The 14,550-nt window shown below is 59.5% G+C and carries 9 protein-coding genes; 2 read left to right on the top strand and 7 right to left on the bottom strand.

Annotated features, from left to right (window positions below):
* Window positions 1-334: 334 nt before the first annotated feature.
* From R3C19_21610 to R3C19_21580, 7 genes are all read right to left on the bottom strand, one after another.
* Window positions 335-5,032 (bottom strand): Ig-like domain-containing protein, encoded by a 4,698-nt coding sequence (locus R3C19_21610; GenBank protein ID MEZ6062951.1) that lies wholly within the window; start codon window positions 5,030-5,032, stop codon window positions 335-337.
* Window positions 5,033-5,387: 355 nt separating this feature from the next.
* Window positions 5,388-7,499: a hypothetical protein gene (locus R3C19_21605; GenBank protein MEZ6062950.1), complete on the bottom strand. Its 2,112-nt coding sequence runs from the start codon at window positions 7,497-7,499 to the stop codon at window positions 5,388-5,390.
* On the bottom strand, window positions 7,474-7,821 hold the full coding sequence (locus R3C19_21600; GenBank protein ID MEZ6062949.1) for a hypothetical protein: 348 nt from the start codon (window positions 7,819-7,821) through the stop codon (window positions 7,474-7,476). The genes R3C19_21605 and R3C19_21600 overlap by 26 nt, the downstream gene beginning before the upstream one ends.
* Before the next feature lie 9 nt (window positions 7,822-7,830).
* Window positions 7,831-9,171 (bottom strand): tandem-95 repeat protein, encoded by a 1,341-nt coding sequence (locus tag R3C19_21595; GenBank protein ID MEZ6062948.1) that lies wholly within the window; start codon window positions 9,169-9,171, stop codon window positions 7,831-7,833.
* A 1,122-nt stretch (window positions 9,172-10,293) separates the two neighbouring features.
* The gene (locus tag R3C19_21590; protein MEZ6062947.1) at window positions 10,294-10,428 is read right to left on the bottom strand and encodes a hypothetical protein; all 135 of its coding nucleotides are present in this window, start codon (window positions 10,426-10,428) and stop codon (window positions 10,294-10,296) included.
* Window positions 10,429-10,580: 152 nt separating this feature from the next.
* Window positions 10,581-10,970, bottom strand: a complete 390-nt coding sequence (locus R3C19_21585) for an SdrD B-like domain-containing protein (GenBank protein MEZ6062946.1) — start codon at window positions 10,968-10,970, stop codon at window positions 10,581-10,583.
* A gap of 617 nt (window positions 10,971-11,587) precedes the next feature.
* Window positions 11,588-12,268, bottom strand: coding sequence for an SdrD B-like domain-containing protein (locus tag R3C19_21580; GenBank protein MEZ6062945.1), 681 nt, complete (start codon window positions 12,266-12,268; stop codon window positions 11,588-11,590).
* A gap of 363 nt (window positions 12,269-12,631) precedes the next feature.
* Between R3C19_21580 and R3C19_21575 the strand changes: the two genes are divergently transcribed.
* Window positions 12,632-13,276 carry a sigma-70 family RNA polymerase sigma factor gene (locus R3C19_21575; GenBank protein ID MEZ6062944.1) on the top strand — a complete coding sequence of 215 codons (645 nt, stop codon included), beginning with the start codon at window positions 12,632-12,634 and terminating at the stop codon, window positions 13,274-13,276.
* The coding region (locus R3C19_21570; protein MEZ6062943.1) for a serine/threonine-protein kinase at window positions 13,263-14,550 on the top strand (1,288 nt) is incomplete at its 3' end. The genes R3C19_21575 and R3C19_21570, both read left to right, overlap by 14 nt.

Here is a 14,550-nt window from a genome sequence, read left to right as displayed (position 1 = left end):
CGTAACCAGGCAGGTCGCATTGCCCGTGCCGGCAGCTTTCAGATCATTTCACCGGGTATCGATCGCAGTCCCCGGAGTCCGATTGAAAGCGCCGGATGCCGGCACGGGCGAATGCGGTTCGCCGGTTGATGAGCTTCATGAAAGGGACCCCGTGGAAATTCTTACGGAATGCGACCGACAACATGCGGTCTGACAATTGGCCGGCCCGGTTTGTATGAATTCAACCACGGTCGACGCGCAGGAACACGGTGGCCGTGTGCCCGATTGCGCCTTGCCGATGCTTCAATAGCGGGGAACCGTCAGCAACACCGCAGCCCGGCGTTCCACCTTCTTCCTACAGCAGTTCGTTCAGCAGCAGATCGTCCGCAAACACGGAGTCCACGGCTGCATTCACATCAGCGAACACCGGAAAATTGTCCGCTGCCGTGTTTGCGTCGAGTGAACTTTGCGTGCGGGTTTTCATCAGACTTTGCCATTCGAAACTGGTTTTCCTGACGGGTCTGCCGACGTCATCCCCCATGTCACCGACGGATGCCGTCACAGCGGAATCGTCCACGGAAATACGTTCCGATGCGTGCCGACGAGGCGGAACCAAAGGTGACGTCGGCGACGAGACAGGAATCGTCACAGCCGGAATCGCCCGAACCGGTGCTGCCACGGCACGTTTTGCAAAGCCGGGATTCGCTGTTGTCGGCTTCGAATACACTCGTCCGACAGGCGGCGGGTCCGCGATCCCCTGCGGGTTCGTATTACCGGGAGCCAGAGCAAAGACGGCGTCGGCAGTCGCGTTCCCGCCGACACGAGCCGCTCCGCGATTGTACTGGTAAACGCTGTCGGTCAGGCTATCCACGATCCAGATGTCGTTGCTGGCTCCCGTGGGATCGATGGTGATGCCGGTTGGCTGCGAATTGACCGGATCGATATTCCAACGGGTCACATATTTTCCCTCCATGTCGTACTTATAGACCTTGTCTTTTCCGGGGATATCGTTGACGACCCAGATATTTGTGCCGTCGGTTGTGATTCCCGTTCCGTTCCTGTTATTCACATGCAGAGCGAAACTATCAGTTGGTTCCATTTCGCCGGATCGCAGCGACGCCGCATTGGCATAGTGGAAGACCATGTCGAGCCGCCGATCGAGAATCCAGATATCGGTATCGTCAGTCGCAATCCCATCGACTCGCATGGGTCCAAGTGCTGTCCAGAATCCGCGATAACCTCCTGCATCGTCATAGACAAAGACGCGTTTGTTGGCGTTGACGACAAACAGTGTCGATCCGTCGCTCGTCGCCGCTGCTCCCTGAGAAGCTCGGTTGTTGCCGCGCAGGCTGTAGTTGTCCACCAGCGTACCGTCTTCGGCGTACTCGAACGTGCTCTCGACATCCGTGTCCACGACAAAGAATTTCGTTGGCGGCAGGGCAACTTCGATGGAGACAGTGGACTCCCGGCTGTCGAGTAGTCCGTCGCTTGCAACATAAGTAAACGTGTCGATTCCCGTAAATCCGGGGCCGGGTATGTACACAAACGAACCGTCCGCATTGAGATTCACCGAACCATTGAACGGGCTGCGCGTGATGCTGACAATCACCGCGTCGCCGTCAACGTCGAAATCGTTGCCCAACACGCCGGCTGCGGCATCGACGGGCAGTGAAGTGCCGGCTGTAGCAAAGTAGTAATCATCCAGCGCCTTCGGAGCGTCGTTGACTGCTGCGACACTAATCGTGACCGTGGCGTTTTCGCTATAGAAGCGACCGTCGAAGACGCGGTAGACGAAGGAATCGGTGCCGTTGAAGTCAGCATTCGGTGTGTAGCTGACGGACCCCGTTGAACCAAGAATCAGTGAGCCATTGGCCGGACCGGAGACGAGCTGGGCCGTCAGCACGCTTGCTCCCGGCGTATTGTCCGTGTCGATGTCATTCTGAAGCACGCCGCCCGACAGCGCGGGAACAGACAACAGTGTGTCTTCAATCGCGTCGTAGGCATCGTCAACGGCGATCGGCGGAAGGTCGTTTTGGTAGGAACCAAAGGCAATTCGTCCGGTTGTCACTCCGAAGTTGCCGAATTCGTCGACGGGTGTAATATCAATTCCCGTGTGGACCACAGCACCTGTCGGACCCAGCACAAAGTCAAAACTGGTCACGTCGCCCGGCACGGTGTATGTGGCGGAACCCTGATGCGAGCCCTGAAACGTCCAATAGCGAGTGATGCTGTAGGTTACAACCGGAGAGGCATTGTCAATCGGCGGATCCCAGCTGGCACTGGCCTCATACCCGTTTCGCTGAGCGAATGCGTGGCGAACGGTGCCGGAAAAGAAGACACGGATCGGCACCGTCACGTCTACCGAGCCCACATAGTTTGTCGCGCGGAATGTGACATCGGCGGTCGTGTATCCGGTGGTTACCTGGTCGACGGTTGGGGTCCAGTTGGCGGTGTTCGTCGATGGATCAAATGTCAGACCCTCGGGTCCGCTGATGAGTTCAAATGTGCTGGAAGCTGTCTGGGAATCCGTCAGCGCCACCTGAACCGGCTGCTCGGCAATGGCGATACCCGGGACGCCTAATCCGCCCGTGCTGCCGTCGACCGTCCAACTGACAATCGGCAAAGCGGGTCTGTGAACAAACGTCGCGGAATTGTCGGCAACTCCCGGATGACCCGCCGCGTCCAGCGGAGTAATGGTCAATCGATACGACTTGCCAATCAATAGGCCCGCCAGAGCAACGCTGGTCTGCGAAGCGGGAACGTCGTAGTCAACCGTGTGAGTAGTATAGGTTCTGCCGACGCCCCATTCAGCAAATCCACGGACGTGGTAACTGGCGACCAGTCCTGACCCTTCACCCGTCGGCGCGATCCAGTTGGCCGTGTGTTCAAGCAAATCCAGATTCGTCACCGTCACTCCCGTCACGGCGCCTGTGAACAGCACGTTGACAGCGAACGTCAGATCCGTCGTTCCTCCGGCATTCTCGCCTCGCACTGTCACCAGATTGACGCCGCCCTGTTCGCCCGCCGGTGTCCACGCGATCGCTCCGGTCGCACCGTCCAGCGTCAGACCGGCCGCGGCAGAGACGAGTGAAAAGGTCGAAGGCGTATTGCTGGAATCAATCACATCTGCCGTGAACAGCGTTCCCGACCGGATGACGCCACCCGACGGGCCGAATTGGACGGAAAGCTGAGGTGCGTCGGAGGTGACGTCGATCGAAACGACCAGGTCAGCAGTGCCTTCCGAATTCTTCGCGCGAAATGTCACATCGTTCAGGCCGACGTCGTCAACGCCAGGTGTCCACTGCACGACGCCGGTGGTCGCGTCGACTGACATACCTGCCGGACCGGAAACGATGGAGAATGTCGGAGTCGGATTTCCGGTGCCCGACAGACGAATGGTAATCGGAGTCAGCGCCGGGCTGACAATCGTGCCGCTGGTCTGTGTACCGTAGCTGAAGGCTATCGTCGGCGGAGCCAGAGTTGTGGCGAACACGCGAGCCGTCCAGGCAGAGACATTGCCCGCTGCGTCGACGGCTCGGACGGCATAGTCTTCCGTGAACAGCGGTGCCAGATCGCTGATGGTTGCTGTTGTGGTGTCGCCGGGCACGGTCTGAATGACTGTGTAGACCCAGTGTTTCCCGAATCGTGGACCGACATAGGCTGCCGTCGCGACTTCGTAGTGATCCACGCCCACCGCGTCCGTTGATTCATTCCAGGTGAACGTCACGGACGTCTGCGTTGCGCTGTCAAAAGCGAACCCCGTTGGTGTTGTCGGTGCGATCGTATCGGCGACCACCGTGATGTCGAACGACTGCTCGGCCGTTCCCGCTCGATTCTGTGCCTTAACAACCACCGAATGCACACCAACCTGACCCGCAACCGGCTGCCAGGAGATCACACCGGTGAATTCATCGATCGTCATCCCTGCTGGCGCCGTCGTCAGTGCGAAGGTTGGAACCGGATTTCCGCTGGCGTTGACATCGTAGGTATAGAACGTGTCCAGCGAACCGCTTACAACGGGCGATGTGGAGATGACCGGAGCCACATCCGGTACGCTCAGATCCTGTGTCCGGTAGACAGCGCTGGTCGGAGTACCCGACTGATCGAATCCTCCCGCGATGATGATCCGATGAGCGGCATCAAACGCCGCCGCGTGAGAATAGACGGGCGCGGGCAATGCTGTTTCCGATGACCAGGTGTTGGTCATGGGATCGTAGGTCTGAACGGCATCCGTTGCGCCGGTGGTTGTCATTCCTCCGGTGACGTAGATCAGACCGTTGTGGTCTACAGCCACCGCGCTGTCCCGCGTACCGACAATCATCGGCGCGACGGTTGACCACGTGTCGCTCGCAACGTCGTAACTGTAGACCGTTCGCTGGATGCCGGAATCGTCCAGAGTCGTCGATCCGCCGAAGACAAGAACGCGACCGTTTCCATCATTGACCGCCGAATGCCCATGCAGGGCCTGCGGCATCGAAGCGATGGAAGACCATGTATCCGTCGCCGGGTCGTAGCGTTCCGCTTCCGACCAGATTTCGCCGTCCGCAAAGACGCCGATGCCGCCCAGAGCGTAGGCTCGCCCTTCCGCATCCGTTGCAAAGCCGTGGTCGTAGCGAACCAGGTTCATCTTGGCCAGATCCTGACTGTCGCCGGTCAGGTAGTCATAGTTCAGGACTTCGTCGCTGCCTTCATTGCCTCCGGTACCGCCAAACAGATAGAGCGAATTCCCGATGCGAACCGCACCGAGATCAATTCGCTGAAAGTCAATGGCGACACCTGTGGACCAGCTTGTTGCGGTCGTACCCAGAACGGGCGTGTCCGTGGCTGCGGCCGAATTTCCGCCGAGCAGGTAGATGGCACCATTGGAACCCTGAAGCGCGACGGCGTCTGTTCGCGGAGCAGGCAATGCCGGAGCTGACGACCAGGAAAGAGTGGTCAACAGAGTCCGTGATTCCAGCGATTCCGCCCGCAGGAAAGCTGCCTTGTATCCTTTTCTGGCTTTGAAACGTCGAATGTTGCGTCCGCGGTCAAACAGTGAAAATACGTGTGACATGAATCGACCTTTCCTTCTGAGTTGCCGCTGATGCAGTCGCTGACGACGAATCACCGGGATCAGACATTGGCCGGCCTGAGGGCTGCCATTTCGCCGGCCGGAATACAACACGTTTGGAATCAACACCGCACACAGGCGGCCACGGGTCAGAGGAACAGAACCGGTCGCTCACGCCAACGGCTGACTATGTGTCGGCCCACCGGCCAGAGACGCTTTTGAACTGGCACGTCTATGTCGCGGTGACCTCTTATTTTTGGACGCGAATCAGCAGCGAGGCTTCGGCACACGGAATGCGTGTGCCTGGTGTCGCCTCACCGCTGCTTCGAGTATTGAGAATCCTGTTACCTTCTTCGTTCTACAACAATTCGTTCAGCAGCAGGTCGTCCGCAAACACGGAATCGACGGCAGCATCATCATCTGCGGCGATCAGCCGTGAACCGCCGCTTTCCGTCGGTGTGCTGATTGAAGGCCTTGAACTCTTCAGCAGCAAACTTCGCCATCGGATCGCATTTGTTTCGACGGATGTGCTGACCTGGACTGCGTCGCCGTCGTCGGTTGCCGTCTGAACGGAATCGTCGGAACAATCGAGCCGTTCCGTTGTTGTTCTTGGCGGCTGAACCACAACAGGAACGAGCGTTGCGGGTGCCGTTGAGGCAGGATGCCCGGCGGGAGCCGGATCCGCGATTCCCTGTGGATTGGTGTTGGTTGCGGCCAATTCAAACACGGAATTGGCCACAGCGGAACCGGATGTCAGCGCGGTTGCTCCGTCGTATTCGTAGACGCTGTCCGTACCGGCATCGACGATCCAGATGTGGTTGACGTCGTTGGGGTCGATCGTCAGCCCGGTGGGGGTCGCGTTGACCGGGTCGATGGACCAGGATCCTTCCAGTGTTCCGCCGACGGAGTAGCGGAAGACTCGATCGTTGGCATTGCTATTGACGACCCAGATGTGCGTGCCGTCGGTGACAATGTCCATCGCGTTGCCATTGCGGCGATCAAGACGGAAGCTGGAGGTCGGTTCGGCCTTTCCTCCTCGTCGTGGTGCGGCACCTTCGAAGAAGTACACTCGATCTTCGCCGCGGTCGACAATCCAGAGGTCATCGCCGTGAACGGTGATGCCTTCCGGCTTGTCGACTCCTTCGATTTCGAAGTTGCCCAGCAGGTTGTTGTCGCTGTCATAGACAAAAACTTCACCTTTGGCATCGACGACCCACAGCGTCGATCCATCCGGGCTGGCGGCGATACCGCGAGGTTTTTCTTCTTCCGTGTTCAGGCGGTTGTTGTCGAGAGCATTGCCATCGGCGTCGTACTCGAACGTCCGTCGGCGAGACTGATCGACGACGAAGAATTTGGTGCCGCCCGGATCGAGAATGACATCTTCCACAGGCGCCGTGGGGGAACTTGTCAATGGACCTTCTGCAGTGCCGTGGCCATCGACGTAGCTGACCTGCACACTGATCCGGCTTCCGACATCAGCGGTGCTGAGCACCAGAGTTGTTCCGGTCGCTCCGGCGATGACAGCGCCGTCTCGCAGCCACTGGTACGTGAACGGTCCCAGGCCATCGGCGTCTGCGATGCCGCTCGTGCTGACACTCAGCGTCTGGCCACTGCGAGCGATGCCGGTAATCATCGGAAGTCCGGTGGGAGCATCGTTCACGTTAGCGACCGGCCCGACTGCGGCACTCGTCAGTGATTCGCTGGTGCCACCGCCGTCAACGAAGCTGACGGTGACGGTAATAGTGCTGCCGACGTCGGAGTCGCCAAGCGTGATCGACGGCGTTGTGGCGCCGGTGCTCCACAGATAGCTGAATGGACCGAGGCCGTCCGCGTCGGCGATGCCAGTCACGTCGGCGGTCAGGATTTCGTCTTCCGTCGGCACGCCGGTGATGATGACACTGCCAGTCGGCGGTGAATTCACGTCGCCGACGGGGCCGACGGAGGCACTCGTCAGAAATTCCACCGCGCCGTGGCCGTCGGTGTAGCTGACGGTGACCGAGACGCTGGTTCCCACGTCCGCAGCGGTGAGTGTGACCGAGGCCGTTGTGGCTCCGTTACTCCAGAGAGAGCTGAATGGTCCGAGACCATCGTCGTCGGCGATACCGCTCGTGTCGGCAGACAGAACGTGTCCTTCCAGTGGACTCCCGACGATGACCACATCACCCGTCGGCAGATCATTGACGTTGGCAACTGGGCCGACGGCAACGCTTGTCAGCGATTCGGCCGTGCCCTGACCGTCGGTGTAGTTGACGGTCACGGTGATGCTGCTGCCGACGTCGGAATCACCCAGCGTGATCGAAGGCGTTGTCGCACCGGTGCTCCACAGATAACTGAATTCGCCAAGGCCATCGGCGTCCGCGATGCCGCTGACATCGGCCGCCAGAATTTCGTCTTCCGTAGGCGTACCACTGATGACGACGTTGCCGGTGGGAGCATCGTTCACGTTAACGATCGGTCCGAACGGAGGCACTGGTCAGCGTTTCCAGTGTTCCGTTGCCATCGTTGTAGAACACGGTCACGAAAATTTCCGTGCCGACTTCAGTGTCGCCCAGCGTGATCGTCGGTGTGGTGGCGCCGGTGCTCCAGAGATAGGTGAATGGGCCGAGTCCATCCGCGTCGGCAATGCTGCTCACGTCGACCGAAAGTGTCTGGTCTTCGGTGGGTGTGCCGGTGATGACGGGTTCACCGGTCGGCGGGGAATTCGTGCTTCCGCCGACTGGCCCGATCGCGTCGCTGGTCAGTACTTCCAGAGTACCGCCGCCGTCGGTATAGTTGACCTGAACGCTGATCATGTGCCGTTGTCAGCATCCGTCAGCAGATAGTTGTCTGCGGTGGCTCCGGCGATCGGCGAGCCGTCTCGCAGCCACTGATAGCTGAACGGTCCCGAGACCATCGACGTCGCTGATGTCGCCGGTGTTCGCGGTCAGCAGATCGCCGGACTGAACCACGGTTGGAGCAGACAGCGAAAAGACGTCAAGGTAATCAATTGTGTGCGTGGTGATAATCGGTTCGATAACCGTACTTTCCACGGGATAGATGACCAGATAGTCGACGGACAGGAATCGTTCGTCCGCTGCAGCGAAGTCGAACACGTCGTAGGTGGTCGGATCACGGTCGAAGATGAAATCGTTGCTGAAGGAAGCTCCCGTTTCGTGATGCTTGCCAAAGATCGGAAGCTGCAGCCCCGATGCAGTGCTGTCTTCGCGAATTGCTGCGGTGCGAATTCCAAACGGCTGCCCGTCGAGGCGTCGCACAATCACCGGATAGCGAGCGTAATCGGCCTGCCGCATCAGCAGTCCGCCGCCATCCGGATGAACACCGTCGAAGTCGGACGTATTGATCGACATCAGGCCATACGTGTTCAGGCCGGTGATGGTGAAGGAGTAACCGTTACGTTCGACAACCGACGACATCGAACCGGTCCGGAAGATGTTGGTTATCGTCGTGCCAACGGGAAACGTGACCAGTCCCGAATCGGTCACACCGATCGTCGGCAGCCCAACCGGCGCGTCGTTCACTGCATTCACACGGATTTCAACGGTTGCCGGATCGGAAAAGTCCGTACCGTCGAATACGAAGTAGGTAAAGGTGTCTGTTCCGTTGAAGTCAGCATTCGGGGTGTAGGTGAACGAACCGTCTTCATTCAGCACGAGTGTTCCGTTGGCGGGTCCGGTGCCTCGATGCGCTGTCAAAGTCGTGCTGTCGATGTCGGAGTCGTTGTTGAGAACGCCCGTGTCGGCATTGATGGTCAGCACACCGTCTTCGTCGATTGAGTAGCCATCATCTTCGGCCGTCGGGAGATCGTTGACGGCAGTCACTTCGATGACAAACGTCTGCGAAGCACTCGTGTCGACGCCACCCATGGCGGTGCCGCCGTTGTCGTGAATCTGCACTGTGACGATTGCGGAACCAAAGGCGTTGGCAGCCGGCGTGTACGTCAGCGTGCCGGTCGGTGAGATCGCCGGCTGGGCGGAAAACAGGCCTGCGTTGTCATTGCTGACGATGAAGTCCACAGCCTGAGCGGCTTCACTGAGCGGACCGGGGCTGATGTTAGTGGCCCACGCTTCGACAGTCTGCGGTCCGGAATCTTCCGCGACGGCCTGGTTTGCTCCGGCTGTGAAACTGGGGGCGACATTCGGCACAAACGCACCACTGCTGGTTGCCGAAGTCGATGCCGTCCTGTGCTCACCGTCTTCGCAGTCCTCCGCTGTTCCCAACCTTCACCGGAAACCGGGGTGCCAAGCACGACGGAGTCAGACCGAAGGACAACGTCCGTGCCTTCGCGCACGAACTGCAGATCAAAGCGATGCGGACGTCCGTCGCCGGTAAACGTAACGTCAAGCGTAGCGGTATCTCCGGCACCAAGTCCGTTGATCACGCCGGGACTGAAATCGATGTGAACTCGCGGATCAGACGCCCGTAGAGTCACGTTCACATTGATGGAGCAGGCGGCACCGTCAATCGCCGCCACGATTCCGTCGGCGATATTTGCCAACCAGAGGATCGCCGCCGCTGCCGATTTTTGAAGTAGAACGGATCGCCGGGGTCGATCGGTCAGCAGATGCCGTTGGCGATCGTCGTTGTCGTGCGATTGATGGTTCTATCAGACTGGCGAGGGCTTCCAGACCAACACGAGGATCCAGTCGTTGGCGAGTCAGTTGTTCCCAGCCCGACCACCAAAGCGCTGATGCGTTCGAACCGGTGATGGTTTCCTGAATGCCGGCTCCGCTGCTGAACGGCGTCGTTCCACGGCCGTTGTAGGAGACGCGCTCGAAACCGGCAGAGTCAGACCGTCGACGCCGACCAGCACCCTCGGTTTCGCCCTTCGGCTGATAAAGCGAAACCGGTATCAGTTGCCGTGATGATGATCGGCAGCGGCTCCGGAACCCGCTCCGCCGATGGTTCCGGACGCGGCCAGGCCTCCATGAGCCGTATCGGGAGTGAATGTTGAAAACGCAGGAACGTCACCGCTCGTGCGGGACTGACCTGAGTCGAATAGCCTCCGGCGGGCCGCTGTCGGTGGTGTCGCCGTCGTTGTTGCCGTCAGCGGCTTCGGCTCCCGTGACCATCTGATACAGCGGCTTCGATGACTGTTTCCGGACGGTCGCCGCCGTAGCCCGGGAGCCATGATCCAGAACGCCTGAATCGACGCCTGCACTTCCGCGTCGGTGTAGCCTGTCGGGCTGGAATGATGATCAGCTGATTCAGAATGAACGGCCTGCCGGTGCTGTATTCAGCTCGAAGTTGCCGTATTCCTCCAGACGTCACACAGATCCCAAGTCGATGCCGGGCAGCCGCGTCTGCAGTTCGCTGATGATGTTCGGAAAGGCAGCTCGAACAATCGGGCTGTTGAACGTAAAACTGCCGGTGTCATCAAACAGCAGGAACACGTCCACCATGTCGGTAATCGCGCCCGGTGGTCGGCGGCGTCAGACTAACGGTTTCGGTGTGGGTTCGCCTCGGCCAGGCACAGTGATGTGGTCCGGAGAAACATTCCCAACAGCCGGGTTGCTGACACCTCCTGGCCACAGAATTCCATCGCCACCACCAGTCATTGGAAACGTCTGAATCCAGCCAGCCGGGACAACTTCGCGAACAATGTAGGCACCGGTTTCCGGTCGAGGAATTCGTACGAACCATCGGCCAGCGTCAGAGTCGGCGAAACAATGCCTTCATCGAAAACATTGTCGCGATCGAGATCGATGAAGATTGTCACACCCTCAACGCCGGGTTCTCCGGCGTCACGCACGCCATTGCCGTTGATGTCTTCGAACTTGATGCCATGAATTTCGCTCGGACGATAGCGGTCGCCGCCGTCGATATCGTCGCGATCATCAGCGGACCGACCGTCACTGACTTGGCGGCTCTCATCGACCGGTGTGGAACTCAGGACGTCCGGGAGAATCTGCCGGACGAGATACGTGCCTCCGGCCAGCCTCAAAGCGATACCGTCCGGCTTCGTCGTCGGGCGTATAGAACAAGTCGTCCGACGTCACCATGCTGGGTTCGTCAGCATCCAGCACGCCGTCTTCGTCCAAAGTCCAGATAGACCCGTAATGCCCGGCAGGCCTTCTTCCCCGGCTTGTCGCGAGTTCCGCTAGCGTCGCGGTCGACGTAGATGACACCGCCGATGGCCGCGTCGGTGCGCAGCTTTGGTTGCCGAAATTGGCCGTCGTCGTTCCTCCGGCCACGGCCATTTCGGTAGCCGCTGGCGGGCGATGTCGGGCGATAGTCGATGTGGGTCACCTCCGCGACTCGCACCGTGCCCGGTTCCAGCCCGAATAGCGAATAATTGCACTTGCCACTGGCGGACGTCGTTGCGGAGGCCTCTCCCGCGCGTCGGCCATTTGTTCAGGTTCGTATCCGCGAACACGACCCAGCCATAAGCCCGGATTCGCCAGCGTCCTGAATTCCATTGCCGTTGGCGTCGTTGAAACTCGGCCGCTGATTGAAGTGAACTGTTCGGGATCGGCCAGTTGGCGAGAATCCGGCATCACCGTCGTTTCGCCTGTTCGACAACTTCGGCGGTGAAGTTGTTGTCACGCGGATCCCACCCCGTCAGGGCCAAACTGCGGCGACTTCATAACTGATCAGCATGCGGCGGAGCCCAAGAACACCGGTGAACATGTAGTTGCCATCGCCGTCGGTCAGTTGGAATGGTTCGTCGGGATCAAGGACTCCATCACCGTTAAGATCCAGAAACACGGTCCAATTCGACAGCGGGGTGTCTTCCGGATCATGATTCTGCGTCGTTGTTGATGTCTCTGTCCAGACATTGCCGGTGATGATCCCACTGCCGGCCGTCCCTTCGTTCAGGAAGTCAACTCGTAAGTCATCGCCATCCGCGAGCGTGACATCGACATAGCCGGTTGCGGGATTCGTTGCGGTCCAGTCAGGGCGAACAATTTCGACCACGCGATAATCACCGGCCGCAAGCCCTGTGAATTGAAAGTCGCCTTCGTTGTCCGTCTGGACCGAATCTTCACCGGCGTCCAGCGCTCCGTTCTGATTCTGGTCCAGAAACACGGTCCAGTTGGGAAGCCCGCCTTCATCCTGCTGGCGAATTCCGTCGGCATTCACATCGTGATAAACCGTCCCATGAATCTGAGCCGCCAGCAGCAGCCGAGATTCGAGCGATTCCAGCCGACTTTCGGTGCGATTCCTTCTGACGTTGCGGCGTCGCCGCGTTTGAACAAGCCGGCTCGGACGACGTGAACGAAAAATCGTATCAATGATCATTTAGCTACCCTTGGGTGATTCTTTTGGACCCGCTGCCACAAAGCCTCCGGAACCGTGAGTAGCTTTTCGCTGAGTGATCCGCCAAAATAACCGACACCCTTCGCAAAGTTCTCAGAATCGTGACTCGCCACTTCGACGCACTCCGCCAGATCGACTTGCAGTGACTGAGAACTTCGAGGGCAGCAGTAGTCCGCCCGGTTTCCGGCCACAAAAAGCAGAGTTCGGTGCCGGAAGCCTGCTCAAGTACGATGTCGGACGGAATGGCGCGCTGCTGATCACCGGGAACAGACGGGCCGCACTGACGATCCGGGGCCACATCACAAAAATGCCTGCTGTACCAGGAATCCTGCATTTTTTTGGCGGATGATGAACTCGAAACCGACTCCCGACAGTGGCCCGTTGCCGGACGGTTCCCGTATCAATGCTTCGGACATCGCGACGACCGATCAGACCCTGATGGAACGGGTACAGCTCGGGTGTGACGATGCGGCCGAGGCTTTGTTTGTGCGGTATGCCGAGCGTCTCGAAACGCTCGCAGGACGACAACTGGCCGATGATCTGCGCATTCGCGTCGACCCGGACGATGTCGTGCAGTCCGTCTTCCGGACCTTCTTCCGACGCGCAGCGCGCGGTGACTATGCCGTGCCGGAAGGCGAGGAATTGTGGGGTCTGCTGCTGGTGATCGGACTGAATAAAATCCGGGCGCATTCGGCGCATCATCGCGCCGCGAAAAGGAACGTCGGCACCACCGTCAACTTCGACGCGACGCACAGCGACATTCCGGCAAGCGATCAGTCGGAGATCGCTCTGCTGCGAATGGTGATTGACGAACTGGTGGAATCGCTGCCGGAATCTCATGCGCAGATCGTCAACCTGCGCATCGAAGGCTGCGACGTTTCCGGCATCGCGGAACGCACTCAGCGATCGAAGCGCACGATTGAACGCGTGCTGCAGCAGTTTCGCGACCGCCTTCGCACCGCCATTGGAGGCGACCATGAGCGTGCATGAACTCAGTGAGTCGCACGACCTGGATTCGGCCGTTGAGGCATTCGAAGCCGCCATCGCGTCCGGTGTTCCCTGTGCCCCCGTTGACTTTGCGCCGCAGCCGTCTCATCCGGCGTACGCGGAGATTGTTGTCGAGCTGGTCCGCGTGGATCTGGAGCGAGGCTGGCGCACGGGAGTACCCCGGACGGTTGAAGACTACGTGCTGGATTTTCCCGACATCTTCGCGGAACAGGACCGGCGTTCGCAGTTGGCCTACGAGGAATTTCGAGTTCGAAAGATGCATGGTCAGCCGGTTGACCCGGCGGATTACTCCCGGCGGCTGGGGATCGATGTTTCCAACTGGCCTGTCCGCGAACGTCCGGAGACCGCGTATGAAAGACCGGATTCCTCGTTTCGCAGTCTGTTGCGAAAAGCGGGTGACGCTGGTCACGATGCGGAACTCGTCGAACGGCTCACCGCCGCCTTTCCGGAATTCGATATTGTTGAGGAACTCGGTCGGGGCGCATTCGCCTGCGTGTTTCTGGCGCGGCAACGGGATCTTGCCCATCGCTGCGTCGTCATCAAGATTTCCAGCGACACGTCCAATGAACCGGAGCGGCTTGCCTGTCTGCAGCATTCGGGAATCGTGCCCGTCTATTCGGTACACCGTTCCAGCAGTTGGCAGGCGATGTGCATGCCGTTTCTGGGCCGGCTGACTCTTGCCGATGCGATTCAGAAACTGAACAGTCACGATCGGCTGCCGTCCTCAGGAACGGAGCTGGCCAGTTGGCTGCGCGGCGCGGCGAAAGGCACGCCGACCGAACCGCGGTTTGCCGACGAATCGCCGTCGATGCCGGAAGGTTTCGGAACCGACCTGGCCGATGACAGCTATCCTCGATCAGTGTGCTTCGTCATCCTGCAGCTTGCGGAAGCGCTGCAGCACGCGCATCGTCGAAATCTGCTGCACCGCGACGTCAAGCCGGCCAACATTCTGATCGCCGCCGACGGACATCCGATGCTGCTGGACTTCAATCTGTCTTCCGAAGTGCAGTCGCCGGGAGCCGCTCAGAGCCTGGTCGGAGGTACGCTGCCGTATCTGGCGCCCGAACATCTGCAGTCGCTGATTTCTGCAGGTGACGTCAGCGCCGCGGCGGATGTGTATTCGCTGGGCGTTGTGATGTACGAACTGCTCACGGGAAGGCGCCCGTTCCCGTCGCGCGACGGAGCCGACAATGCCAGCCTGGAACAAATGCGACTGGATCGCCTGACGCCGCCTGCGGACGTGCGAGCGATCAACC

Source organism: Planctomycetaceae bacterium, from assembly GCA_041398785.1.
GTDB lineage: Bacteria > Planctomycetota > Planctomycetia > Planctomycetales > Planctomycetaceae > JAWKUA01.
This window is presented reverse-complemented; position numbering and strand designations above follow the sequence as displayed.